This window comes from Lentilactobacillus otakiensis DSM 19908 = JCM 15040 (assembly GCF_001434145.1).
In the GTDB taxonomy this organism is placed as follows: Bacteria; Bacillota; Bacilli; order Lactobacillales; family Lactobacillaceae; genus Lentilactobacillus; species Lentilactobacillus otakiensis.
In genome coordinates, this window is record NZ_AZED01000020.1 from 46,904 (window position 1) to 73,067 (window position 26,164).

The 26,164-nt window shown below is 43.3% G+C and carries 27 protein-coding genes, 1 pseudogene and 1 other annotated feature; of the genes and pseudogenes, 21 read left to right on the forward strand and 7 right to left on the reverse strand.

Annotated features, from left to right (window positions below):
- Positions 1-255, forward strand: a binding site (T-box leader).
- A gap of 52 nt (positions 256-307) precedes the next feature.
- The 18 genes from FD05_RS11065 (at position 308) to FD05_RS11150 (ending at position 16,527) form a co-directional block, all read left to right on the forward strand.
- Positions 308-1,465, forward strand: a complete 1,158-nt coding sequence (locus tag FD05_RS11065; RefSeq protein WP_020281865.1) for an ATP phosphoribosyltransferase regulatory subunit — start codon at positions 308-310, stop codon at positions 1,463-1,465.
- The gene (hisG, locus tag FD05_RS11070) at positions 1,452-2,105 is read left to right on the forward strand and encodes an ATP phosphoribosyltransferase (RefSeq protein WP_020281866.1); all 654 of its coding nucleotides are present in this window, start codon (positions 1,452-1,454) and stop codon (positions 2,103-2,105) included. The genes FD05_RS11065 and hisG overlap by 14 nt, the downstream gene beginning before the upstream one ends.
- Positions 2,106-2,110: 5 nt before the next feature.
- Positions 2,111-2,695 carry an imidazoleglycerol-phosphate dehydratase HisB gene (gene hisB / locus FD05_RS11075; protein ID WP_020281867.1) on the forward strand — a complete coding sequence of 195 codons (585 nt, stop codon included), beginning with the start codon at positions 2,111-2,113 and terminating at the stop codon, positions 2,693-2,695.
- A complete protein-coding gene (hisH, locus tag FD05_RS11080) occupies positions 2,695-3,321 on the forward strand; it encodes an imidazole glycerol phosphate synthase subunit HisH (RefSeq protein ID WP_020281868.1) in 627 nt (208 codons plus the stop codon). Before hisB ends, hisH begins: the two co-directional genes overlap by 1 nt.
- The gene (gene hisA, locus FD05_RS11085) at positions 3,299-4,027 is read left to right on the forward strand and encodes a 1-(5-phosphoribosyl)-5-[(5-phosphoribosylamino)methylideneamino]imidazole-4-carboxamide isomerase (RefSeq protein WP_020281869.1); all 729 of its coding nucleotides are present in this window, start codon (positions 3,299-3,301) and stop codon (positions 4,025-4,027) included. The genes hisH and hisA overlap by 23 nt, the downstream gene beginning before the upstream one ends.
- Positions 4,017-4,775 carry an imidazole glycerol phosphate synthase subunit HisF gene (hisF, locus tag FD05_RS11090; protein WP_039933258.1) on the forward strand — a complete coding sequence of 253 codons (759 nt, stop codon included), beginning with the start codon at positions 4,017-4,019 and terminating at the stop codon, positions 4,773-4,775. Before hisA ends, hisF begins: the two co-directional genes overlap by 11 nt.
- Positions 4,772-5,107: a phosphoribosyl-AMP cyclohydrolase gene (hisI, locus tag FD05_RS11095; RefSeq protein ID WP_020281871.1), complete on the forward strand. Its 336-nt coding sequence runs from the start codon at positions 4,772-4,774 to the stop codon at positions 5,105-5,107. Before hisF ends, hisI begins: the two co-directional genes overlap by 4 nt.
- A gap of 3 nt (positions 5,108-5,110) precedes the next feature.
- Entirely contained in the window at positions 5,111-5,431 is a 321-nt protein-coding gene (hisE, locus tag FD05_RS11100) for a phosphoribosyl-ATP diphosphatase (RefSeq protein WP_020281872.1), read from the forward strand.
- Between the two features lie 2 nt (positions 5,432-5,433).
- A complete protein-coding gene (gene hisC / locus FD05_RS11105) occupies positions 5,434-6,513 on the forward strand; it encodes a histidinol-phosphate transaminase (protein ID WP_020281873.1) in 1,080 nt (359 codons plus the stop codon).
- Positions 6,514-6,627: 114 nt separating this feature from the next.
- The gene (gene mnmA / locus FD05_RS11110; RefSeq protein WP_020281874.1) at positions 6,628-7,752 is read left to right on the forward strand and encodes a tRNA 2-thiouridine(34) synthase MnmA; all 1,125 of its coding nucleotides are present in this window, start codon (positions 6,628-6,630) and stop codon (positions 7,750-7,752) included.
- A 259-nt stretch (positions 7,753-8,011) separates the two neighbouring features.
- Positions 8,012-8,668, forward strand: a complete 657-nt coding sequence (locus FD05_RS11115) for a histidine phosphatase family protein (RefSeq protein WP_020281876.1) — start codon at positions 8,012-8,014, stop codon at positions 8,666-8,668.
- Between the two features lie 8 nt (positions 8,669-8,676).
- Positions 8,677-9,417 (forward strand): tetratricopeptide repeat protein, encoded by a 741-nt coding sequence (locus FD05_RS11120; protein ID WP_020281877.1) that lies wholly within the window; start codon positions 8,677-8,679, stop codon positions 9,415-9,417.
- A 27-nt stretch (positions 9,418-9,444) separates the two neighbouring features.
- Positions 9,445-11,955, forward strand: coding sequence for an SF1B family DNA helicase RecD2 (gene recD2 / locus FD05_RS11125; protein WP_020281878.1), 2,511 nt, complete (start codon positions 9,445-9,447; stop codon positions 11,953-11,955).
- A gap of 58 nt (positions 11,956-12,013) precedes the next feature.
- Positions 12,014-12,973: a ribose-phosphate diphosphokinase gene (locus tag FD05_RS11130; RefSeq protein ID WP_020281879.1), complete on the forward strand. Its 960-nt coding sequence runs from the start codon at positions 12,014-12,016 to the stop codon at positions 12,971-12,973.
- A gap of 25 nt (positions 12,974-12,998) precedes the next feature.
- Positions 12,999-13,988 carry an aldo/keto reductase gene (locus FD05_RS11135; RefSeq protein WP_020281880.1) on the forward strand — a complete coding sequence of 330 codons (990 nt, stop codon included), beginning with the start codon at positions 12,999-13,001 and terminating at the stop codon, positions 13,986-13,988.
- Positions 13,989-14,104: 116 nt separating this feature from the next.
- Positions 14,105-15,112 carry a ribose utilization transcriptional repressor RbsR gene (gene rbsR, locus FD05_RS11140; protein ID WP_020281881.1) on the forward strand — a complete coding sequence of 336 codons (1,008 nt, stop codon included), beginning with the start codon at positions 14,105-14,107 and terminating at the stop codon, positions 15,110-15,112.
- An 89-nt stretch (positions 15,113-15,201) separates the two neighbouring features.
- Positions 15,202-16,119 (forward strand): ribokinase, encoded by a 918-nt coding sequence (gene rbsK / locus FD05_RS11145; RefSeq protein WP_020281882.1) that lies wholly within the window; start codon positions 15,202-15,204, stop codon positions 16,117-16,119.
- A 189-nt stretch (positions 16,120-16,308) separates the two neighbouring features.
- Positions 16,309-16,527 carry a hypothetical protein gene (locus FD05_RS11150; protein WP_020281883.1) on the forward strand — a complete coding sequence of 73 codons (219 nt, stop codon included), beginning with the start codon at positions 16,309-16,311 and terminating at the stop codon, positions 16,525-16,527.
- A 361-nt stretch (positions 16,528-16,888) separates the two neighbouring features.
- On the opposite strand, the gene FD05_RS11155 is transcribed toward FD05_RS11150, so the two are convergent.
- The 5 genes and pseudogenes from FD05_RS11155 to FD05_RS11170 all read right to left on the reverse strand — a co-directional run bounded on the left by FD05_RS11155 (position 16,889) and on the right by FD05_RS11170 (position 20,848).
- Positions 16,889-17,848, reverse strand: coding sequence for an ADP-ribosylglycohydrolase family protein (locus tag FD05_RS11155; protein WP_020281884.1), 960 nt, complete (start codon positions 17,846-17,848; stop codon positions 16,889-16,891).
- A 38-nt stretch (positions 17,849-17,886) separates the two neighbouring features.
- Positions 17,887-18,432, reverse strand: a complete 546-nt coding sequence (locus FD05_RS11955) for a diacylglycerol/lipid kinase family protein (RefSeq protein ID WP_394804984.1) — start codon at positions 18,430-18,432, stop codon at positions 17,887-17,889.
- A gap of 33 nt (positions 18,433-18,465) precedes the next feature.
- Positions 18,466-18,837 (reverse strand): annotated as a pseudogene (locus tag FD05_RS11960) (diacylglycerol/lipid kinase family protein); the annotation flags it as partial.
- Positions 18,838-18,941: 104 nt separating this feature from the next.
- The gene (gene rnjA, locus FD05_RS11165) at positions 18,942-20,630 is read right to left on the reverse strand and encodes a ribonuclease J1 (protein ID WP_020281886.1); all 1,689 of its coding nucleotides are present in this window, start codon (positions 20,628-20,630) and stop codon (positions 18,942-18,944) included.
- Positions 20,627-20,848, reverse strand: coding sequence for a DNA-directed RNA polymerase subunit epsilon (locus tag FD05_RS11170; RefSeq protein WP_020281887.1), 222 nt, complete (start codon positions 20,846-20,848; stop codon positions 20,627-20,629). Before FD05_RS11170 ends, rnjA begins: the two co-directional genes overlap by 4 nt.
- A gap of 191 nt (positions 20,849-21,039) precedes the next feature.
- On the opposite strand from FD05_RS11170, the gene FD05_RS11175 reads away from it, so the two are divergent.
- The gene (locus FD05_RS11175; RefSeq protein WP_020281888.1) at positions 21,040-21,534 is read left to right on the forward strand and encodes a hypothetical protein; all 495 of its coding nucleotides are present in this window, start codon (positions 21,040-21,042) and stop codon (positions 21,532-21,534) included.
- A gap of 13 nt (positions 21,535-21,547) precedes the next feature.
- On the opposite strand, the gene FD05_RS11180 is transcribed toward FD05_RS11175, so the two are convergent.
- Complete coding sequence (locus FD05_RS11180) at positions 21,548-22,447, reverse strand: helix-turn-helix domain-containing protein (protein WP_020281889.1); 900 nt, start codon at positions 22,445-22,447, stop codon at positions 21,548-21,550.
- Between the two features lie 98 nt (positions 22,448-22,545).
- Between FD05_RS11180 and FD05_RS11185 the strand changes: the two genes are divergently transcribed.
- A complete protein-coding gene (locus FD05_RS11185) occupies positions 22,546-23,826 on the forward strand; it encodes an MFS transporter (protein ID WP_020281890.1) in 1,281 nt (426 codons plus the stop codon).
- A gap of 360 nt (positions 23,827-24,186) precedes the next feature.
- Here FD05_RS11185 and def read toward each other — a convergent pair whose 3' ends face one another.
- Positions 24,187-24,753, reverse strand: a complete 567-nt coding sequence (gene def / locus FD05_RS11190; RefSeq protein WP_039933264.1) for a peptide deformylase — start codon at positions 24,751-24,753, stop codon at positions 24,187-24,189.
- A 289-nt stretch (positions 24,754-25,042) separates the two neighbouring features.
- Between def and pdhA the strand changes: the two genes are divergently transcribed.
- Positions 25,043-26,164: a pyruvate dehydrogenase (acetyl-transferring) E1 component subunit alpha gene (gene pdhA, locus FD05_RS11195; RefSeq protein WP_020281892.1), complete on the forward strand. Its 1,122-nt coding sequence runs from the start codon at positions 25,043-25,045 to the stop codon at positions 26,162-26,164.

Genomic DNA, 26,164 nt, shown 5'->3' on the forward strand with positions numbered 1-26,164 from the left:
AATAAAGTTTTGATTAGAAAGAGTAGTCGGTGGTAATTTTAAAGAGAGCTCTATTGCTGAGAAGGAGTAATTTACATCGGTGAACACACATCTATGAACTTACCGGTTGAACCAAGTAGGCCGGTGCGCATGTTTAGCGTTATCAGGGTTACCGTATCTGTTATCAGAGGATGACTAGATATTGGCAACGTAAGGCCGGCTACTGTGAGGTGGCGGCAAATTGAGGTGGAACCACGACTTTAAGGCGTCCTCGAAGACTGAATACAGTTTTCGGGGACTTTTTTTATCGAAATAGGAAGTGACAGTTATGAAAAACAAAAATTTACCAAGTGGTACTCGGGATGAGTTTGGAACCGAAGCCGAGGTTAAAGAAACCATCCAAAACAAATTATTTAAAACATTTCGTCAACGCGGATTCAGAAAGTTAACTACTCCCGTTTTAGAATATTCAGATGTCTTCCAGCCGTTGAGCGCCGAAAATTATCGGCCTTATCAGCTATTGGATGAGCAGGGGGAACCGTTGGTGTTACGGCCGGATCTGACCTTGCCGGTTGCCCGGGTCATGAGCACCACCGGAATTGAGCTGCCAGTCAAATGGTATTACGGCGGTGATGTTTTCCGGGTCAAGAAGCAACTGTCTGGGAGCTATAACCAATTGACCCAAGCCGGCATTGAAATTGTCGGCTATAAAGGCCTCAAAGCCGATTGGGAATGTTTGGAGGTTGCCTTGGCAGGGTGTCAGGACATGGCCATTAAAAATGTGACGATTGAATTGAGCCATGCAAAGTTTGTAGATACTTTGATTGAACAATTGGCCTTGCCTGAGCCCACCAAAGAAAGTCTGAAGCAAGCCTTGTTTGATAAAGATCTCAGTAAATACAATCAATTGTCAGAGCCGTTTGAACGGACACCATATTCCCGGTTCATTAGCGAGTGGCCTTGGCTGTTCGGCGATTTTGACAAAGTGATGGCAGTCGCTGCCACTTTACCTGAAATTAAGCCTCTCCAACCAATTATTGCGAATTTAAAAGCGACCGCAGCTTTTATTCACCAACTATTCCCGAAAGCAAACGTCACTCTCGATTTAAGTATTCCATCTCCACAGAGCTATTACACGGGCATGGCATTTCGCGGCTTCACCGACAAATCAGCCGGATACTTATTCAGCGGTGGGCGGTATGACGATCTGTTGACAAATTTTCAAAACGTCAAAACATCTGCTGTCGGGGTTGCGTTCGACGTCGACGCGCTGGTTGAACGAACCAATTTTCCAGATGACACCCCCACGGCACTGATCTTTTTCAATGCTGATCAGTGGGCGCAAGCAGAAGCAACTTTGGCAGAAGTGCCAAATTCAACCTTGTGTTTAACAGATAATTTTGAAGCCGCTCAGCAACTTGCAGCCAGTACGAACAGTCGGCTGATTGATTTAACAAAAGCAGGTGAAAAGAATGGAACGAATTAAAATTGCTCTGACTAAGGGACGAACGGAAGACCAAGTTGTCCCGCTGCTGGAAGCGGCTGGGATTAATTGTGAAGGTCTTCGGAACAAGCAGCGCCGACTTATTTTCGATGAGGATCCTCGATATGAAATCATTTTGGTGAAAGGCCCTGACGTCTTGACTTATCTCAACAATGGTTCAGTCCAAATTGGTATTGTTGGCAGTGATATCTTAACTGAACAGGAAAATTTCCAATATGCAATGTTGGACTTGGATGTTGGCAGATGCAGGTTTGTCTTGGCATCCACCAAAGACTTCAACCCCCAAGCCCATCGACGGAAAATCATCGCCACCAAATATCCCAATATCACTAAACGGTATTTCAAAGGAATCGGTGAAGATGTTGAGATTATTAGAATAGAAGGTTCCGTTGAATTGGCGCCCTTGATTGGGTTGGCAGACGCAATTGTTGATATTGTCGAAACTGGCAATACCCTGCGAGAAAACAACTTGCAAATATTCGCCAAATTGCAGCCCGTCAACACCAAAGTGGTTGTTAACCGCCTGGCACTTAGGCAGTATCAGCCTCAGATTAAAGCACTGATTGCCAGCCTCCAAAGAGCTGATCAGCAGATGGTTCAAGCAAAATTAATTAAGGAGTGATCAATGTGAGAACAGCAACTATTTCTCGTAACACCAATGAAACGCAAATTGAATTAAGCCTTAATTTGGATGATTATTCAAAGATTCAAATTGATACCGGAATCGGCTTTTTCAATCATATGTTAGATGCATTTGCCAGACACGGCCGTTTCGGCTTGGTGGTTAAGGCAAAGGGAGATTTAGATGTTGATCCCCATCATACGACTGAGGACGTCGGTATTGCCTTGGGTTTGGCACTCAAAGAAGCTTTGGGAGACAAAGCCGGCATCGAACGGTTTGGCTCTGCATTGATTCCGCTTGATGAAACCCTCAGCAGAGTGGTGATTGATTTATCCGGCCGCTCGTATCTCGTATTCAAGGCAGAGTTTGCCAACGATCATTTGGGTGGCTATGACACCGAAGTCACTGAAGATTTCTTTCAGGCCTTTGCATTTAATGCAGAGATGAACCTGCATGCAGAAGTGTTGTATGGCAGAAATACCCATCACAAGATTGAAACTTTATTCAAAGCGTTAGGCAGATCGTTGAGAGCAGCAGTGACGATTAATCCTGAAATTAAGGGGATCCCGTCAACCAAGGGGGTTATCTAATGATGATCATTATTGATTACGATACCGGCAACACCCGAAACGTGAAGAATGCACTGGATTTCTTGGGCGTTGAAAATCGGTTATCTGCGGATCCTGCAGAAATCTTAAACGCCGATGGCTTGATTTTACCTGGCGTCGGGGCGTTTAAAAAAGCAATGGACTCGTTGAACGAGCGGGGACTGGTTCCAGTCATTAAGCAGGCTGCCAATGCCGGCATTCCGATGTTAGGGATTTGTTTGGGGATGCAAATTCTCTTCGACAAAAGCTATGAGTTTGGCGAATCCACTGGGCTGGGACTGATTGCTGGCGAAGTGGTCCCAATCCCTGATAATTTGGGCGTCAAAGTGCCTCATATGGGTTGGAATCAGAACCGGTCACAACAGGCTGATCCATTGGCAGACGAGTTCAATAATCAATTCAGCTACTTTGTTCATTCTTACTATGTAAAGACAGCACCGGAAAATATTTTATCAGCAGTCAATTATGGCATTCAAATTCCCAGCATCGTGAGAAAAGACAACGTCATCGGCTTTCAATTTCATCCCGAAAAAAGTGGTGAGGTTGGGCTGAACGGTTTATCAAAGTTTAAGGAGATGGTTGAAAATGCAGATTATTCCCGCAATTGATTTGAAAAATCAGCAAAGTGTCCGCTTGTACCAAGGCGATTTTAAACAAACCACTGTGATTAGTGATTCCCCGTTAAAGCAAGCCTTGGCAATCAATCAAGCCGGGTTGGCAAACCTTCATCTGGTTGACTTGGACGGTGCGAAGTCTGGCCGGCCAGTTAATCGGGCAATCATTGAACAGATTTGTGCGCAGACCGATCTCAAAGTTGAAGTTGGCGGCGGGATTCGCTCACTCTCGCAAATCAACACTTACTTAACTTCAGGGGTTAACCGCGTCATCTTAGGATCGGCAGCCTTAAATGATCCTAAATTAGTTCAGCAGGCCATTGAACAATTCGGTGCCGATCAGATTGTGGTTGGAATTGATGGCAAAAATGGCCAAGTGGCAGTTTCCGGCTGGCTCGAACAAAGTTCTGTTGAAATGAGCGAGTTAATGGCTTCGATGGTTGCGTTTAGTGTAAAGACCTTTATTGTGACCGACATTTCTCGGGACGGGACAATGACTGGGCCCAACACCACTCAGCTCAGTGAACTGCAATCACAATTTCCCAGTGCGACGGTGGTCGCGTCCGGTGGGATTCGTAACCTCTCCGATCTCAAGCAGCTCGAGCAGGCGGGCATCAAGGCCGCAATCGTTGGTAAAGCCATGGCGACTGGTGACTTGCCGCTTCAAGTATTGGCGGAGGTGAATGCCAGTGTTAGCTAAGCGAATTATTCCGTGTTTGGATGTTGATCACGGCCGAGTCAAAAAGGGCGTTAATTTCGTGAATTTGCAAGACGTCGGTGATCCAACGGAAATTGCGGCAGCTTATCAAAAGCAGGGCGCAGATGAATTGGTTTTTCTAGATATTACAGCCACCAATGAAAAGCGAAAAGCAATTGTTGAAACGATTGAACAGGTTGCCAGTCAAGTCTTCATGCCGCTGACCGTTGGTGGTGGGATCCACAGTGTGGACGATATGCAACAGCTGCTTAAAGCTGGTGCAGATAAAACGGCCGTCAATTCAGCCGCTGTCAGCAATCCCCGGCTAATTACCGAAGGAGCTGAAAAGTTTGGCGCTCAATGTGTTGTGTTGGCAATCGATGCAAAATGGAATCCTGACAGCCAACAATATGATGTTTATGTGAATGGCGGCCGGAAACGGACGAATTTGGATGCCATTAAATGGGCGCAAAGAGGCGTTGCACTTGGTGCCGGCGAGCTTTTAGTGACCAGTATGGATAAAGATGGGACCAAGAGCGGGTATGACATTGAACTGTACAAGCAGTTAACCAAGGCAGTGAATGTACCGGTGATCGCTTCTGGCGGCTGCGGCAAACTTGCTGATTTTGTGGAAGTTTTCGATCAAGCCGACGTCGATGGTGCCTTGGCAGCATCAGTCTTTCACTTTGGTGAGCTGACAATCTCAGATGTTAAAAATGACTTACGTAAAGATGGGGTGATTGTCCGATGAAACCTGATTTTGAAAAATATTCAGATGGCCTGGTGCCAACGATTGTTATCGACGACAATACCAGACAGGTTTTGATGATGGCCTATGTGAATGAAGAGAGTTTTAATTTGAGCATGAAGACCCGGCAAACCTGGTTTTGGTCCCGGAGCCGCCAAGAATTGTGGCACAAGGGCGCAACCAGCGGCAACACGCAGGCAATCGTTTCAATTGATATCGATTGCGATGAAGATACTTTATTAATGAAGGTAATTCCAGCAGGGCCAGCTTGTCACACCGGTCATACCAGCTGCTTTTACCGGACAATTTTACCTGAACAAGCCAAGGAGGAATAGTTTATGCAAGATTTAGATGAACTTTACAAATTAATTTTGGAACGGAAAAACAACCCGGAAAAAGGCTCCTACACCGATTACTTATTTACCAAAGGGCTCGACAAAATTTTGAAGAAAGTCGGCGAGGAAGCGACTGAAGTTGTCGTGGCCGCTAAGAACCCTTCTGACCCGGACTTTATTTTGGAGGTTGCCGATCTTGCCTACCACGTTGAAGTTCTGATGGCTGAACGTGGGATTACCCCGGATCAAATCAAAAAAGAACTTGCCAGCCGTGAAGGCAAGCAAAGTATCACAAAGGATCGCAAACAAATTAAGGAGTGGTAGGAATGGTCAAAGAAGCCGTCAAACACTTGGATCCGTACGTGCCTGAGTTAACTTTGGAGCAGATGAAAAAGCAAAAGGGCCTCGATAAATTGGTTCGGATGTCCGCAAATGAAAACGCCTATGGGACTTCTCCGGACGTTGCCAAAGCTCTGGACAAGTGGCATTATGCTGATTCAAATTTATATCCGGACAGCAATGCAGACGAGTTGCGGGAAATCATTGCCACTCAGTTCGATATCAAAGCTGACAAATTGATCTTTGGAAATGGGCTGGATGAAATTATTGAACTGCTGTCACGGGTGATTCTCGAGCCTGGGGATGAAGTCTTGGATCCTGCCCCAACCTTTTCCGAATATGCGTTGCATGCTGAAATTGAAGGGGCCAAAATTCGATCAGTCGGCTTGGATGAGTCCGGCCGCATTGATTTAAAAGCGATGACCCGCGCAATTAGTTCAAAAACTAAAATGATTTGGATCTGCAATCCCAACAATCCAACCGGCACGTTCTTGGAAGCCAGCGCCATTCGCTCCTTCGTGGCTGACGTTCCCGAATCAATCACGGTGATTGTCGACGAAGCCTACATTGACTTCACAGGCGGCATTCATGATTCTGTCATTGGACTGACCAAAGAATTTAAGAACCTGGTGGTCTTACGAACATTTTCCAAAGCCTATGGTCTGGCTAATTTCCGGGTGGGTTTTGCGGTCTGCTCAGAACCGTTAATCGGTTACTTACAGGCGGTTCGATTGCCCTACAACCTGAGTACATTTGCTGAAGTTGCGGCAACAGCGGCCTTCAAAGACCAATCATTTGTCAACCAGACAGTGACCAAGATTATTGACGAACGGAAAAAATGGGAGCATTTCCTGATCAAATCCGGCTTACCATTTTATGATTCTGCAACGAATTTTATTTTCTTTCAGGTAAAGGGTGGCGATGCAGATGCGCTTCATGAATATTTGTTGGAAAACGGTTATCTACTTCGGAACGGTTTACGCAAGGACTGGCTGCGAGTTACCATCGGCAAGCCGGAAGACAATCAAGCGGTCCAAAAATTAATCACAGCCTTTCTGGCCAAATAATTTACTTACAAAAAGTAGCATTCGTTTCGAGAATGAGTTACTATTGGTTTTACTGGAAATTACGACCTTCAACTCGTGGATTCTCCAGAATCTAATTGAAATGATGGTGGTTTTATGCAAGACAACAGTCAAACTCGGGTTGTTGTTGGAATGAGTGGGGGAGTCGACTCTTCAGTCGTCGCTTACCTGCTCAAACAACAAGGATACGACGTGATTGGCGTTTTCATGAAGAACTGGGATGATACTGATGAAAACGGCGTATGTACTGCAACTGAAGACTATAAAGACGTTGCTAAAGTCGCTAATCGGATCGGCATCCCGTATTATTCTGTTAACTTTGAAAAGGAGTATTGGGACCGCGTGTTCACGTACTTCTTGGATGAGTATAAAAAAGGCAGAACTCCCGATCCTGACGTAATTTGTAATAAGGAAATCAAGTTCAAAGCATTTTTGGATTACGCTTTGGAATTGGGTGCCGATTACATTGCAACTGGGCACTATGCCCAATTAACCCGTGATGCAGATGGCCATAACCATTTGCTGCGGGCATCCGACGGCAACAAGGACCAGACTTACTTCTTAAGCCAACTTTCAGCCGATCAGCTTGACCGCGTCATGTTCCCAATTGGCGATATGGTTAAGCCAGACGTTCGAAAGATTGCTCGTGAGGCTGGTTTGGCAACTGCTGACAAGAAAGATTCAGTTGGCATTTGCTTCATTGGTGAGAAGAACTTTAAGAACTTCTTGGGTCACTATCTGCCAGCAACTCCCGGCAAGATGATGACCGTTGACGGTGAAGTCAAAGGCCAACACGATGGTTTGATGTACTACACAATCGGCCAGCGTCGTGGACTTGGAATCGGTGGCGATGGTGTTGATAACCAACCATGGTTCGTTGTCGGCAAAGATTTGAAGAAGAATATTTTATACGTGGGCAAGGGTTATCACAATCCATTGCTGTATGCTGATTACCTTGAGGCATCCGACATTCATTGGGTTAACAACCTTGACCGCGGCAAAGATTTCCACTGCACTGCCAAGTTCCGTTATCGTCAAAAAGATACTGGTGTGACCGTTCATATCAGCGATGATGGCAAGTCCGTCCGCGTTGATTTTGATGCGCCGGTTCGCGCAATTACACCAGGTCAGGCCGTTGTCTTCTATGATGGCGACGAGTGCTTGGGTTCTGCGATTATTGACGCTGCTTATAAGCAGGCAAAAGAACTTCAATATGTATAGAAATGTCAAAGAGGCTGGGACAAAAGTGTTAACTTTTGTTTCAGTTTTTTTGTGATTTCAAAGTTACTGAGGAAAAATGTGCTCAAACCGGCTGATTCCGGCCATTTAAAGGAATAAACCAACCATTCCAGAACCGGGAATAATTGGCTTATTCCTTTAAATTCTGGGATCAAAACGCCTTTTTTTACACTCTTTTTGAAATCAATCCGTTTTCCTGTCATAATGTAAGAAGCTAAAAATCCTTTTGGAGGAATGCAATTTGACTAAGTTGTACTTTGTTCGGCACGGTAAAACTGAATGGAATCTCGAAAGCCGCTATCAAGGTGCTGGCGGTGATTCACCGTTACTTCCCCAAAGCTATGATGAAATGGATTTGTTGGGTAAACATTTCCAGAAGGTCCCGTTTGCCCACATTTATGCCAGTCCCATCAAACGCGCACGGGTAACGGCTGCCCGAATCAACCGCAAACTCAAGAAGCACCCTAAAGTATCCTTACTTTCCCGGCTTGAAGAGTTCCACCTGGGAAAAATGGAAGGGCAGAAGTTTGCCGATGTTGAGCAGCAATATCCAGAGGAGTTTGAAGACTTTCGCAACCACCCGGATTTGTATGATCCCAAAGCTATCGGCGGCGAAAGTTACCAAGAGGTCATTGACCGGATGACGCCGGCAATTACGGCAATTGTTAAGGCGTATCCAGACGATAATATTATGATTGTCAGTCATGGGGCCGCATTGAACGCCGAAATGAACGCGTTGCTTGGTGTACCGTTAGCTGATTTACGGAAACGGGGCGGCTTGGCGAATACCAGTACGACAATTTTGGAAAGTAACGACGGGGGCCAATCCTATCAATTAATTGACTGGAACGATACCAGTTATTTGAACAGAAAAATAGACCCGACAGATTTGGTATAGGTGACAATATGGCAAATAATTCTGATAAAATCAAAAAACTACAAGCAAAAAATCAAGAGAATCAACGTAAATATACTAAGAAGCGCGAAGCTGAGGAAGCCAAGGCAAAAGTTGCGATTCACAAATTGGTTGAAAAAGTCGATCGTGAACCCAACAACTATCACAATTACTATGACCTGGCGACCTTTTTGGTGGAAGCCAAAGATTATGAACAAGCTGAGGAGCTTTTGATGAAGGCCCTGGGCTTATTCGACAAGTCTTCCCAAGACGTTAAAGACACCTTGAAGTTCGGACTCGGCAACGTTTATTATGCCGCTGCCGAATATGACAAAGCCATCAAGATTTTCCAAGAGATCGATGACAAAAAGCTCCAAGCCGAATCGTATCTGATGCTGGCCCAAAGTTATATGGCAAAAGGTGATAACAAACGCGCGATGGTCTTTGCGTTGTCTGCTCAAAGTTCGCGGCATGATGATCCCGATGTAAACCAAATGATTGGTGACAATCTGTTGGCATTGGGTAATTTTGAGCAAGCAGGTGAGTTTTACGATATTGTGTTAAAAAACCAGCCAGAAAATGGCAAAGCCAACTTTAACCGCGGCTTGGTTGCTATGGTCAATGGTGAAAATTTTGCAAACTACTTTGCAAAAGCCAAGCACGATGACCCCGCTTATTTTGAAAAGGGCCAGCAAAAATTGAAAGATATTGAAAAAGTCATTCAAATCAATAAAGATAAACCGAAAAAGTAACTAACAGAATGTGTAAGGAGGACCGTCTTGGACCATTCAATGGATTTATTTGGCTCAGAACAGAATAATAATGAACCACAATATGTTGATGGCCGACTCAAGGCGATCTTCTTTTCGAGTAACGATAGTTTTTACAAAGTGGTCCTGGTGGAGATTACTGACACCAACGTTAATTGGCCCGAAGATGAAATTGTTGTCACGGGTAACTTTGGCGATTTGGTTGAAGAGAACAGCTATCATTTCACTGGCAAATTGGTGGATCATCCCCGTTATGGCAAACAATTTCAGGCCAGCAACTATACCAGTGTGATTGCCACAACTCGAGAAGGGGTCGTTAAATATTTGTCCGGCGAACAATTTCCCGGGATCGGCAAAAAGACCGCTGAACGGGTTGTCGATGTTCTGGGCGATGATGCAATTGAGAAAATTACCGCCGATAGTCGAGTGTTGGACGATGTCCCGATTAGCCCGAAGTTAAGGACGGCGATCGTTGAAAATCTCAACACTGACGACAACTTGGAAAAAGTGATTGTTGGTCTGAACAGTTATGGGTTCTCCAGCGCGATTGCTTCAGCCATCTATCAAAAATATCATGAAGATGCCTTAAAAATTATTTCAAATAATCCCTATCAACTGGTTGAGGATATCGATGGCATCAGCTTTAAAAAGGCAGATGCCATTGCCCTGCGGTTGGGAATTATCCCGGATTCTAACGAACGGATCCGGGCTGGTTTGATGTACGCAATTGATGAATTGTGTGCTCAAAATGGGGATACATATACGACAACCGCGCCGTTAATTGAGACCGCCACCAGTGTTTTGGAAGGTAACTCTGATCAACAAATTCCGGGCAAAAAGTTAGCTGAGAGTTTGGTTGATTTGGCTAAAGAAGGCAAGGTGGTCGGTGAGGAAAACCGGATTTATTTAACGCGGTTATACAATGCGGAAGTCCAGATTGCCGATCATTTGAATCGGGTTATTAAGAACAAAGACGATGAAGACCGACTCAAAGAAGACGCGATTAAAAAGCAGCTGCGGGTTGTCGAAAAACAATTTGATATCAATTATGACGATTCTCAAGTTGCCGCAATCGTTCAAGCTATCCAGTCTCCGGCATTTATTTTGACTGGTGGACCGGGTACCGGGAAAACCACAATTATCAACGGAATTGTCAACACGTATGCAAGGTTGCACGAGTATTCTTTAGACATTAATTCATATAAAGACAAACCATTTCCAATCGTTCTGGCAGCACCTACCGGTCGGGCGGCCAAACATATGACCGAATCTACCGGGCTGCCGGCCAGCACGATTCACCGCCTGCTGGGGCTAAATGGTCGTGAATCCAATGACACCACAGGAACCAAGGACATTGAAGGTGCGTTGTTGATTATTGATGAAATGTCGATGGTCGACACTTACCTGTTCAGGTCACTGGTTCGGGCGATTCCCAACCATATGCAGGTTGTTCTGGTAGGTGATCAGGATCAGCTGCCATCAGTCGGACCCGGTCAGGTGTTCCACGATTTACTGGTCTCTAAACAAATTCCTGCAATGCAATTAAACACGATTTATCGTCAGGAAAAAGGTTCTTCCATTATTCAACTGGCTCACGACATCCATCGTGGGGCCTTATCCGCTGATTTTACCAAGAACCAGTCAGACCGCTCGTTTATTCCATGCAATGAATATCAAATTTCCTCGGTCATTGAACAAGTAACCAAACGGGCCAAGCAAAAAGATTTTGGTTTAATGGATGTGCAGGTTCTGGCACCGATGTATCGCGGCCGGGCTGGGATTGATCGATTAAACGACGTCGTTCAAGAAGTCTGGCAGGGGGATGTCGCCGGTAAAAAAGCGGTGACCATTCGTGAGCATACTTATCGAATCGGCGATAAAGTTTTGCAGCTGGTGAATAATCCCGAAAGTAACGTTTTCAATGGTGATATTGGCATTATTGTCGGAATGGAAGCACCCAAAGGCCAGACAGCACCAAATAAAATCACAATTGATTTTGATGAAACAGAAGTCACCTATGAAAAAAATGAGTGGACACAGTTTACTTTGGCTTACTGTACGTCAATTCATAAGGCCCAAGGTAGTGAATTTAAGATGGTCATTTTACCAATTGTCCGCCAATTCTCACGAATGCTGCAGCGAAACCTGCTGTACACCGCTGTTACGCGGGCCAGCGACTTTTTGATCATGTTGGGCGAAAAGGAAGCCTTTGAACAGTGTGTCCGCAATGTTTCGGTTAACCGACACACCAGTTTGGTCAAACGATTAGTCGACACAATCGGTGTTCATAAGGAAGCCAATGTCGTTGATGTTGATAACCAAGATGCAGTTGAAAAGCCTGTCGCAAGCGAACAAAGCGACCCGCAAATCAAGGAGCGTATATCCGAGCCAGACTTGCCCGACCATCTGACCACCGACGTGATCGATCAAAAACTAATCGATCCAATGATCGGAATGGCAGACATCACACCTAAAGACTTTCTGAAGTCATCCTTTTATCGGCGAAAATTTACAAAGTAAGTGCTAAATTATGGTAGAATTTAGATAAATTGGTAAAGAAGAATACTTGGAGGAAATCATGGCCGAATCAAAAACGCATCCCAATCTTAAATTATTTTCTTTGAACTCCAACCGCCATTTGGCTGAGGAAATTAGTAAGGCAGTCGGTGTGCCGCTGAGCAAATCAACTGTCGAAAAGTTTAGCGATGATGAAATCAAAATTAGTGTTGACGAAAGTATTCGAGGCGATGAAGTTTATATTATTCAATCCGTTTCCGATCCCGTTAACTCAAATTTGATGGAACTGTTGATCATGGTTGATGCCGTTCGACGGGCAAGTGCCAAATCGATTAACGTGGTTATCCCATACTATGGTTATTCACGTGCTGATCGTAAGGCTCGCTCAAGAGAACCCATCACCGCCAAATTAGTAGCTTCTTTCTTAGAAATGGATGGTGTTGACCGAGTGGTTGCGCTCGATCTTCATGCTGACCAGATTCAAGGCTTCTTCAACATTCCTGTTGACCATTTGAAAGCCGACACATTGTTGGCCCACTACTTTGTTCAAACTTATAAGAGTTCTGATGTGGTGGTGGTTTCACCTGATCACACTGGTGTTTCCCGCGCAAGAAAGTTTGCTGAATTGCTGAGTGCACCAATTGCGATTATTGATAACCGTTCACCGGAAGACGCGACTACGGTTCCAGAATCAGTTATTGGGAATGTGAAGGGCAAGCGGGCAATTATCGTGGATGATATGATCGATACTGCCTTCAAATTAACGATTGCTGCTGAAACCTTGAAAAAGGCTGGGGCAACCGATGTTTTTGCCATTGCAACCCACGCTGTGTTCTCAGGGGATGCGCAACAGCGACTCCAGAATTCACCAATTAAAAAAGTCATTGTGACAGATTCAATCAGCATTTCCAAGGCTGACCAATTTGAAAAATTGGAAGTTGTTTCCGTTGGTAAATTATTTGGTGAAGCAATTTCCTTGATCCATAATCACCAATCGGTTGGTAAACTGTTTGGTAGATAAAATATTTTACGAGGTGGTTTAATTTATGTATAAGGCAAATGACGATCGTTATGAAAACGCAGTGGTACGCAGAGCTGGAAATTCCGGGCTCCAATTACCGGCACTATCATTCGGATTGTGGCATAGTTTTGGCGATGATGCCAACTATGGCGACAGTGAAAAAGTCATTTTGAAGGCCTTTGACTTAGGAATATTCAGTTTCGATAATGCCTATAACTATGGTCCAAGCGCCGGTGCTGCAGAGCGGATGTTCGGTGAAGTATACCGCGCCAATCTGAAGCCATATCGGGACGAATTAGTCATTACCACCAAGGCTGGCTTCAATATGTGGCCAGGACCTTATGGAAACTTTTCATCTAAGAAGACTTTAGTTAATGCGTTGGACGGCAGCTTGAAGCGCATGGGATTGGACTATGTCGATATTTATTACAGTCACCGATTTGATCCCAACACCAGCTTGGAAGAAACTGCGGAAGCTTTGGATGAAATCGTTCGTTCCGGAAAAGCTTTGTACATCGGGATTTCCAATTACAATTCAGCTCAGACGGCTGAAATCATTAAGTACTTCAAAGAATTCCACACGCCATTTGTCGTTAATCAGGCATCTTATAATATGCTGAATCGTGGCATTGAAAAAGATGGTTTGTTGGATACATTGAGTAAAAATAATAAAGCATTGGTTGCTTACGGACCACTTGCAGAAGGCTTGTTAACCGACAAATATCTTAATGGCATGGATGACGATGTGAAGATTCACTGGAGCAATGAATTCGTTATCAAGCATGGTAAAGACGAATTGGTTAAGAAACTCAATGAGTTAAACGACATCGCCAAGAACCGGAATCAAAATCTGGCTCAAATGTCATTGGCTTGGTTATTACATGATAAGACCGTTGCCAGTGTTGTAACTGGTGCTTCTAAGATTAATCATTTGGAAGATAATCTCAAAGCGCTTAAAAACCTTGATTTCACCTCTGATGAATTAGCTCAGATTGATAAAATAGTGAAAGAATAATTAGCAACAGTTAATAACTTGTATAGAATTAGCATTAAATTGGGATTAAACCGGTTTAATGCTTTTTGTTTGGTATAATCTAGTCAAAGACATCTGTCCGTGAATGGAGAATAACTATGACAAAGAAAGTGACAATTACAGATTTAGCAGCCCGGGCCAAGGTTTCAGTGACAACAGTTTCACAGATCTTGAATGGCAAGGCTGCCCGATTTAGCAGCAAAACTGTTGAAAAAGTGAAGCAATTACAAAAGGAAATGGGCTACGTCCCTGATTTCAACGCCCAAAGTTTGATTCGGAAAAGTGGCAGGACGATTGGGGTATTGGTTCCAAATCTCAACAACCCATTTTTCAGCCGCTTTTTACGCGGGATTGAGGATGAAGCCATTAAGCAGGATTATGTACCGCTTATTTTCGGCTCTAACAACAGTCAAGAGCAGGAGACTCACTATCTCTTTGAATCAGTCAGACGGGCCGCAGACGGCATGATAATCGCTTCAGCGGTGTCTGATATTAATTACATTGATAATATTTTAAACCAGAACGGCATTCCGTACATTTTGATTGACCAGGCGCCGGTGGTTAAGGGCGACCGGGTTGATGCAAATAACGAAAAGGGTGGGGCGCTTTTAGCGGACTATTTGATCAAAAACGGCCATACCAACGTCACAGTGGTCTGCGCCACTAAACCAACTCTGAACTTGCAGGAACGACTCCAGGGATTCGTGGAAACTTACAAGAAGAACGGGACGCCGATTCCTGATGCCAACATCATTACAACCGATATGACCAAAAAGGGTGGCTACGACGCAACAGCGGCTGCACTGGCAACCAAGCCCAACGCCATTTTTGCGATTAATGATGAAGTGGCTATCGGGTTGTATCGCGGTCTTGAAGAAGCCGGCTTGAAGATTCCAGAAGATATTTCCATTGTTGGCTACGATGATATTGACTTGGGCGAATATATTTATCCAAAATTGACCACCGTTCATCAGCCTGCATTTGAGATGGGCACCAAGGCGGCTCAAATGATTATTAACCGGATTGAAGACCAGAATGAACCCATTCAACAAGTATCGCTGCCCGTTTCTTTGGTGGAACGAGATAGCGTCCGCGCGATCGACTAAATTGTGATCCTTGTTAAATCCAGGAGAATTTGATAGAATTTAGTTAAAGGTTTTAACACACTATACTAAGGGATTTAGAGGGGCTTATTATGACAAACAAAGTTGTTGTTCTTGGTAGCTTAAATGTTGATACAACTCTCCACATTGACCAGATGCCAAAGCCTGGTGAAACAATCAGCGCAAAAAGCAAGACCAATTCAGCCGGTGGGAAGGGTGCTAATCAGGCAGTTGCAGCGGCACGTTCGGGCGCCGATACCAGCTTTATCGGTCGAGTTGGCGAGGATAGTAACGGTCAATTCATGATTGACGCTTTGAAGCATGACGGCATCAATACCGACCACGTTGATATTGATAAGGTGAACGGAACCGGATCAGCTGTCATTTTGCTGGATAATCAGGGACAGAACAGCATTATGGTGTATGGTGGCGCAAATCAAGCCATGAAACCGGAAATGATTGTGGACAGCGAGTCCTTGATCGACAATGCAGATATTTTAATTTCTGAGTTTGAAACACCACAAGATGTGACATATGAGGCCTTTAAGTTAGCCAAGGAACACGGTGTCACAACTATTCTAAATCCTGCGCCCGCATCAAAAATTCTTGATGGTCTGTTGGATGTGACTGATCTGATCGTCCCCAATGAAACCGAAAGTGCTACTTTAACTGGAATTGAAGCTGTGGACACTGATTCGATGGATCAGAATGCTGCCAAGTTTGCAGAAATGGGGATCGATAACCTGATCATCACTGTTGGCGACCGTGGTGCATACTACCATACGCCAAGTGGCAGTGGTTTCGTGCCGGCATTTAAAGTTAAAGCCAAAGACACGACCGCAGCCGGTGATACCTTTATTGGCGCTTTCAGTTCACAAGTTAAGAAAGACTTGTCCAACGTTGAAGAAGCACTGGTATATGCTCAAAAGGCGTCATCCATCACTGTTCGACGTTTAGGGGCATTGCCATCAATTCCAACCGCTGAAGAAATTGCGGCAGAATACAAATAATAGTTAGCCAAATGATAAAGTCATTATTTTCTGAAAACTCTTTTCGGTAAGGTGTTGCTTTCTGGAAATTTATCTGGTAGTATATCCAGACGTTAGCAGGAAATGTTAAAAAATAGATAACATTCCTGCGTCAGGAAAAGCGTCGTTGATTTAAAAATTTAAATTTCACCTTCAAAGGAGTTTATAGCTATGAGCAATAAGTTAGAAATTCTAAGAGAATACCAGAAGGCATCCTCGAAGCTTAATCAATTGAAATCTGAAGAAGCAGACAAGATCAAGTCTACCTCAGTGAATACGAGTTCGACAGAAGTAATTAGACCACAGTTTGGAAACGAAATGACACATTTAAATGAAGAATGCATGCAGTTGAATATGATTCTAGAAGCAATGGATGCTTCCGAGGATTAGCGATTGCATTAAAGCGGGACGTTTATGACAGTGCCGCTTTTTGTTTTGGCCGGGCTAATCCTTAGTGTCCACATAAAGAAAGAACGCGGGTTACGATTTTCACTTATCGTTGCCTACGTTCTTTCTTTATGTTCAATTTTCTAAATGCAGGCAGTGGTGAACTATCTGAATTCACCGGTAACTGTTTCGTTATTTGATACATGATGCACTACATTCAGTTTCTCTTCGGTATGCCTAGGCCTTTGAGGACGGCTCCGACGCAACTGATGCTAACTTCTAAGGGGGGCTTTGACTCAACCCAAAAGCTTGGTTAAGTCAAAGCCCCCTTAGAAACCGCATCACCCGTTGCTCGTCGCCCACTCTAGAAGTTATCCGACAACAGAGCCACCGAGACGGCAATTTTAATTTGATTCCTACCCTGAAGCTTTGACAGCCAGCTTTCTGGGAACGTCACCGGTGCGAAGAGCAGGGATGCCAACATTGATGTGATCGATCCGATGGTGTCCGCATCACTGCCAAGGTTGACTGCCTTTGACACGGCAACGTTATACTGTTCGGAATTCATTAAGCACCAGAAAACCGCATTTAAGGTTGCGATGACATCACTGGAAGGCCTTAATTTTGTGCTGGATTGTCTTAGGAAGTGAGCCTCCTCTAATTGCTCGAAAAACGGCACCTGAGCCGCATATTCATCTTGCGAGCGGTAATAGTCCAGCGCTTCTTTAACAGCCCTTAGCATGGCGTATTTGTTGGGATTTTGAATTAGGCGAATAATGACATTTGTTAAAATGCCAGAACCGATGAAAGTTTTGGGAGTTCGGTTGGTGGTTGCTGTATAATCATGGATCAATTTGACGGTCGCTTCATTAAAAACATAGTGCTGATTTTTCGTCAAAAGGTAAAATGCCAATGGCATCAGCCGTTTGAGGGCAGTATTGTTATTATCTGAATCCATCGTCCCACCACACAATTTCGGTTCAATACCGCTGTCGAAACGTTGAAGTGCGGCTTTGGTGGTTTCATCGATATCGTATGAATAGTTGAAGGGTGTATAGTCCCCAAAGTGGTACCACTGTGAATAGCGGGTCATCAAATCATGCAGATTATAGCCAAAAGTTAAGCTGACTAAAGAAGCAATTGACAAGGAGGTGTCATCAGACCACGTTCCTGCTGGGACTTCCTGCGTCTGATGACCAACCATTTCGTGAACTGGTTCATCAAAGGGGTTACTTCGGGTATCGTGTTGGATTGGGAACCCAAGCGCGTCACCTAATGCAACTGCGGTTAATGATTGAAATAGAAGGTAGCTGGTTGAATACATTGAATTACCTCGTCGTTAGTTAGTCAGGATGAAAAATTTTAGCGGATCCAAAATGGATATTTAACGGTTTCTAGTTTCAGATTATACGTTTCCTGGTTGAGCTCCTCGCCGTCAATTTGAGCTAATCGATTACCATTTGTTTTTATAAACAGTTGTTTTTCATGATAATGATGAATAAATTTAAGTCGTAAGTGCCTCTTTAAAAATATCATAGATATAAATAAAATCAATTGCCAAACACTCGGTTTCTCGACAATGACCAAGTCAAGATGATCGTCTAACACTGATGCGGTGGGCACAATGTTGATGCCACCGCCGAAATAAGGAATATCAGTTGTTGTTAATAGAAATGTGCGATTAAATGTCGCTTTAGGCATGCTTCCAGGTAAAATTTCTGCGTGGAAGCCTTTGAAATTGATAATGACGTTTAATATAGACGCCATATATGAAAATTTACCGAAGAACGCATTGGTTTTTAATGATGAATGATTGGCCAAATGCACCACTGTGGCATCAAAACCGATTCCAAAGTTGTTGGTGAAGAAACCGTCTGTGTGGTGATCAAGATCAACGTAATGGCCCACATTAATCGTGGTTGGAGTCGTACAATTTAAAATATCGGTCAAAGCTTTTTCCCAGTGTAGCGGGGTTTTGATGCCACGGGCAAAATCGTTGCCTGAACCAACTGGCAGAAATGCAATTGGTACTTGATAGTTATTAGGATGGGTTTCGTAATAGCGTTCACAGCCCAATAACGTTTCATGAAGGGTCCCATCGCCGCCGGCAGCAATGATGACTGCATCCTTTTGGCCGGAAGCATCAACTTTTCCAAGGATTTGCTTGGCTAATTCCACAGCGTGGTTTGGATATTCGGTGTACAACGCTTTGTAGGAAATGCTTGAAGTGGCCAGTTGTTTCTGAATATCCGGCCAAGCCCTTCTAGCATTGTCACCACCAGCATACAAATTTATGATTATGAAATATTTCATCTGCGAGGATGCCCCCAACTTAATATGGTTTTATGTAAAAAAACTTGAGAATCGAATATAAAATCTATCCGGTTCTCAAGTTTTCTGATTAGTAACGTTTAATTCTATTGTTGTTTACCATTCATAATGAGCATTGGTAAAATCATTGGATGCCTTTCAGTCTTGTCGTAAAGGAATTCCTGAAGGTCATCAATAACTGCGTTTCTAATAGAAGACTCAGTTGCTTTCTTAGCACGCATTGACTTTCGAATCGTCTTAAATACTCGGCGACGACCCTCATCCAGGAGCTCACCAGATTCGCGCATGTAGACAAAGCCACGCGAGAGAATGTCTGGGCCAGATTGAATTTCCTGGTTATCCAGGTTGATCGTGGCAACAACCACAACGATTCCTTCTTCAGAAAGAAGTTGACGGTCACGTAACACGACATTTCCAACATCACCAATTCCGCTGCCATCAATGTAAACATCTCCTGCAGTGAAATGGCCGGCCATTCGAGCGCTATCTTTTGAAAGGGCGAGGACATCACCATTTTGCATGATAAAGCTGTGATCCATTGGCACGCCACATTGTTCAGCAAGTTCAGTATGAATTTTCAGCATTCTGTACTCACCATGAATTGGCATGAAGAATTTGGGCTTCATCAAGCGCAACATCAGTTTTTGTTCTTCCTGGCCACCATGACCGGAAGTATGAATGTTGTTAACGCGGCCATGAATGACATTGGCGCCGGCTTCTTCAAGCTTATTGATGACGCTGTTAACACTGGTTGTGTTACCTGGAATTGGGTTACTTGAAAAGATAACCGTATCACCGGGTTGAATTGAAATCTGACGGTGGGTACCGTTGGCAATCCGTGAAAGGGCGGCCATTGGTTCACCTTGTGATCCAGTACATAAGATCAATGTCTTATTGGCTGGTAATGACTGCAGTTCGTGAGCATCAACAAACGCATCATCAGGGATATCAAGATAGCCCAATTCACGTCCATTGACAATCGCTGCATCCATACTACGGCCGAAGACGGCGATCTTACGCCCATGAGCCATTGCGTTGTCACAGGCAGTTTTAATTCGAGAAATATTCGAAGCAAATGTCGCAAAAATAATTCGTTCCTTAATATTATCGAAGATATGGGCAATCGAAGTGCCAACCCATTTTTCAGAGTGAGTCCAGATTGGCTTTTCAGCATTCGTACTATCAGACATCAAACAAAGGACGCCTTCAGCACCTAATCTGGCCATTTCCTGAAGATCAGGCGGCTGGTTGGTAACTGGTGTGAGGTCGAATTTATAATCACCAGTTTCCACGATGACGCCGACCGGAGTGTGAACAGCAATTCCGACGGTATCAGGGATCGAGTGGGTGGTTCTGAAAAATGAAACCTTCATCTTTCGGAACTTCAGAACAGACTTGTCGCTAATTTCGTGTAACTCAACGGAATTGAGCAAACCGTGTTCTTCCAATTTATTTTTAATTAGCGCCATCGCAAGTGGTCCGGCATAGATAGGGACGTTTAAAACCTTCATCAAATATGGCACACCACCAATATGATCTTCATGACCATGGGTGATAACCAAAGCTTTGATCTTATCCTTATTTTCAACCAGATACTGATAGTCTGGGATAACATAATCGACACCTAACAGGTCATCTTCAGGAAACTTAATTCCTGCATCAATTAGAATGATTTCATCCTGGAATTGAATGCCATAAGTGTTTTTACCGATTTCTCCCAAACCACCAACGCCATAGATAGCTGCTTCGTTATTCTTGACGTTTAGTTTTTTCATTTATTATTAAACTCCGTTACTTTGTAATCAGGATTACTTTGCTCATACTCCAAGTGTTTGCCTTGGAGGGGCTCGATGAATTCGATATCATAGTCGGTATTGTCTTCAACAAGTGCGTGAGCTTCAACTTCTGTGTCGGCCTCAACATAGAGTGAATGAGTCGTTTCCCGGCGAGGACTTTCCTTCTTGCTGGGTTGATATAAAACCTTCCAAATCATAAAAAAACTCCTTTAAAATTATACAATTTTTTGCAGAAACTCGAGGTTTCCTTACGGACAAGTGGTTGTGAAAACACAACTAATAACGATATTCTACCATAATCTAAAAAATAAGTATATAAACATGAAAGTAATCTGCAAACGGTGATACATGGTAAAATTGAACCAACGAAAAGAAATGGGGCTCAGTTATGAACATCGATTTGATCATTCAAATAATCATCGGATTGGTGGCGGCGTTTGCCGTTTACAATTTGATTCATTATATATTTGTAACGAGACCGGGACGAAAACGGTTGGCACTGGCGCAACGAATTGCCAACGAGGCAGTTAAATCTTCTATTAATAAGTTAGTCGAGCAAAAATCACTCTCACCATTTGATGAAAGTGACTTTAAGTCTGAAGATATTGCCGAAGTGTGGGGTAGAGGTGTGATGGCGTTTGAATATCATCTGCCGGTTACGAAAATTAACAATTCAATTCTTGAATTCAGACAAGCACTGTCAAATACGCTTGAGCAATACGGCGACAACCACCATATGCACGCCCACACTGAACAGGCTGATCGACCAGCTTTTATGGTGACCGATGTTTGGCAGCTGGATGATCGGGTGCATTTTGATGTCGCTTATCTGATCAATACAACGACGATTGAGTATGTGGATGATTTGAAACGGCTGCATTGATAATTGCGACGCACTAATGGGTGTGTCGTTTTTTGTATATTTTTGCCAGCTTTCTTCGCATATCAGCAATTGCCCTGAAGTTATGATCAATTGGGGGCACATACAGGTTTTCGACCCCGGCAATCTTGGCAATGATAGTTTCCCCATCTTTTTCATTACCAAAATATAAGTTCCAAATTGCAACAATGAGCTGTTGTTCAAATCTGCCATTCCATGTCAGCAGAAATTTATCGATATTGGTTGCTTTATTGACAAGCTGCTTAACTGAACCATACTGCTCAGTGTTTAATTCAGTCTGGATAAGGGTCAAATACATCCCCATCAATTCATCGCTGACATGAAAAGGATCCCCAGTCGCGGTTAAATATTTTTGGCAATTGTTTTCAAATCTTTGCACGATTGTTGGAATCAGGTGTTCGCGATGACTGTTAACGGCTATTGGTAATAATAGATTGGCATTGCGGATTTCTTGCAGGGTCCATGTCTTTGAATTAAAAAGTTCTTTCCAAAAGCTTTCCATCGCTGGCGTGATTGAGAATGTTTTTGATTGATATGTTTCAACCAACACTTGGCCGATACCTGCGATTGATTTTAAGCTGAAATTGCGACTATCCTTATTGTCATTAATAATTTTACCCATCTCTTGAAGGTTGTGGACAGCGTAGGCGTCTTGCAACTGTTGCTGTAATTCTTGTTCGGAAGACCTGTGATAATCATTTTGAATGAAACGAAATTCTTCAACGGAAATTAAAAGATTGTCTAGAATCTGAAAGAGTTTTGTCGCACTAATATCGTTCTCACCACTTTCAAATCGGTGGGCAAATGACCGTGACATCACGCCGGAATAGACCTCATTTTGAGTGAACCCTTTAATTTGGCGAATCATTTTCACTGTTTGACCAATACTTTTCATCGTTACCTCCTATGTGGCATATATGCAACACATTGTACATCTGTTCCTTAATTTTTGGTAGTAATCTTCAGTTAATCAAAAATTAAGAGGGTGCTGCTATGAAAATTAGTGATCATGAATCGAATATGCAGATAATAAAGGATGTTTCCAGCAATTTTACCAGTACTTTTTGTGGTGACATGTTCTCATTTGCTTTGGGGCTCATGTTATTACATGCAACCGGAATGTCGATCAGCTTCGGACTGTCAATGATCATCATGCCAATTGTGACACTCGTTGGTTTGGTCCCAATTGGAAATCTAGTGGATACATACAAACACAAACAGATCTTGATGATTAGCTTGGCCATTAGGATTATTGCCCTTTTCATCTATGCAGTTACGATTGAAAGATTTGTGGGGACCGGAAAGCTAATCCCAACGGTTATATTTTTGATCATCAACTATGCTTCTGTTAATGTGTCGAACTCAGGTTATATGGCGTCTGTTCATGAATTGGTGAACACAGGTCATATTCAAAAGCTCAACTCATTAAGTCAATCAGCCGCATCATTTGCTTCCACCTTTTCGCCCATTGTTGCAGCAGCCTTGTACGTGTTGGTGGGGTTTGAATGGTTTGTTATCTTCCAATTATTCGCCCATGTCATTGCATTATTGATATTGTCTACAATGCATTTTCATTATTCAAAAAGTATTCAACCAGAATCAACAATTATCAAGGAATCACAGTTTGGTAAGTTCAAGGTTGGCATTAATTATTTGATGTCACACCATTTTTTGAGATATTTAATCAGTGTTGCATTATTTTTAAATTTCATTTTTGCGGTCACAAACGTTGGCCTGCCATTCATTGTGGTGCAGCATTTACACTTGGGAAACGTGACCCTTGGCCTATTAAATTCTGCAGATGCACTGGGAATGCTCATTGGAAATTTGATTATTAGTGTGTCACCAGAACTTAGAAGGCTGGCGCGTATCCTTGCAGTTACCATGGTTACGATGGCGATAGGAATTTCCGGGGTTGGATTCTTGTTGTTGGTTAACCCCAGCAAACTACTGGTTCAGTCTGCAGGGTCTTTGATGTTGTTTGCCGTGGGCTTGTCGCTGGCATTTATGAATACGCCGTTTGGAATTTACATGCAAAAAACTGTCCCAGCGGAGATCATGGGCAGGGTGTCATCAACCGAGATGTCCCTTAATATGATGTCAATTCCTCTTGGCACAGTTTTCTATTCGTTTATTTTTCAGCGATTTCCAAATGGCATGGTCTTCGTCTTGTCAGGTGTGGTGATGGTTAGCTTTACACTTTTGACGATGCCAAAATTTATTCATATGCAGATGCCAGATCAAGACGGGGTTGTAGAAGAGAGCCGGCAATAAATAAGTGTGGATTCTGAGTCTTTCCATTAATTCATTTATAAGTAAAACGGTTTGTTACAAAATAAATGAAAAAATGTTCTATAACTTACAAAAAGTTCATTCATCGATTGTTCACAATGTATTACAGAAGAAGCTTGCCCGGAGGCAAGCTTCTTTTTTTACGATTTGGAGTGGGGGGATGTGTTCTGTTGGTTGGATGATTTTTGGAAGTTGGAGTGCGTATTGCTATTCCATAGTGGAAACGTGCTCTGACAGCCCATCCCCGGTATATAAGCAGCAATAGCGCATCAATGAACAAGAACCGTTCATCAATGCCCTATTGCTGCTTATATACCGGGGATAAACGGGCTTTGTCGCACTCTAGTACACAAACACCTCATCATCCGTCTTTGCGAATGGATTATCCTTATTAATATGATCATAGAACAGGGTGCCGTGGAGATGGTCGATTTCATGCTGGCAGACAATTGCCGGGTAATTTTTCAATCGGACTTTGTGTTCTTTGCCATCGACATCTTGGTACTTCAACGTAATTCTGGCGGCTCGAGGGACATAGCCAGGAATGTCTTTATCAACTGACAGGCAGCCTTCGCCCTCAGTCAAAGCGCCACGTTGAACTGAATTTGACACAATCACCGGATTAATAATGACATCTTTGAAAACCGGCTTATCTTTTTCATCTTCATCTTCGCTGGGAACTAACACGGATGCCATCATCTCAGAGACACCAACTTGTGGAGCTGCCAGACCAACACCAGCCCGGAGTCCCAACTTTTCACATTGCTCTGGATCCTGGCTGACTTCAAGATATTCCATGAGGTCGTGGGCCAACTGCTTATCTTCTTTACTCAATGGAAATTTGACTTTTTGAGCTTGTTTGCGGAGAACCGGATCTCCATCTCGTACAATATCTTTCATTAAAAACACGCTAAAGACCTCCGAAAATATTTTAATCATTGAATTAATAACTTCTATTCTAACTTAATTTTAAGAAAAAAACTATATTCACAAAGTTGATGTTTTTTCACAAACTATACTCCCGCAAGCGGTTTCAACCCAATTTTTGTCAAGCAAAAAGATTATTAGAAAAAGTTGGTTTCACGGCAATGAAAGGGCTTGCAAACAGTCGTGAAAAATGCTAAATTTAACTTGTGGTTTAGAAGTGATCAGTTTGTACATCACAAGTCTAGCTTTATAGGAAAGGAAAGTGTTATCTATGGCAGCAAAGAGTAAGCATGTTGTTGATTTTGCCAAGATCAAATCAACGATGAGCGATCCATATAAGAAACCAGTTCAAGTTATTGATGAAACCGGGAAAATAGTTAATCAAGAATTATTTGACCAATTCAGCGATGATGAACTAGTTACGCTGATGGAAAAGATGGTTTGGGAACGTGCATTGCATGAACAAACAATGAACTTTTCACGTCAGGGTCGTTTAGGTTTCTATGCTCCTACTTACGGTGAGGAAGCCTCAGAAATGGGGATTGCTCACGCAATGAAGAAACAAGATTACCTCTTCCCAGCATATCGTGATTTGCCACAATTAATCCAACACGGCGCAACCGTTAAAGAGGGTTACTTATGGTCAAAAGGTCACTACCAAGCTTATGACTATGTACGACGCGGTGTACGTGCATTTATCCCACAAATTATTATCGGTGCTCAGTATGTACAATCAGCTGGTGCTGCATTAGGAATCAAGAAGAATGGTGAGAAGGATACCATTGCTTATACATTTACTGGTGATGGTGGTACTTCACAGGGTGACTTCTATGAAGGTATCAACTTTGCAAGTTCATTCCAAGCACCAGAAGTATTCTTCGTTCAAAACAACGGCTGGGCAATTTCAGTTCCACGGAAGACTCAAACCGCTGCTGAAACGCTTGCACAAAAGGGTGTTGCTTCAGGTGTTCCTGGCGTCCAAGTTGATGGTATGGATATCCTTGCAACATACTTGGTTGCAAAAGAAGCTCGTGACTTCGCAGTTGCCGGCAATGGCCCTGTCTTAGTTGAAACCTTGACTTATCGTTTCGGTGCCCACAGTTCTGCCGGTGATGATCCTAGTCGTTACCGTACTAAGGAACAAGAAAAACCATGGTTCGACCGAGACCCACTTATTCGTTTGAGAAAAGTTTTGACCGACAAGAAACTTTGGGATCAAGACAAAGAAGACAAATTAGTTGCGCAATACAAAGATGAATTCAAGGAAGCAATGAAGGATGCCGAAGCTGCTCCTAAGCAAAAGGTTAGTGACTTCTTGAAGAACACATTTGAAGTTCCAACCCCAGATGTAGCAGCCGACATTAAGAAATACGAAGCAAAGGAGTCGAAGTAA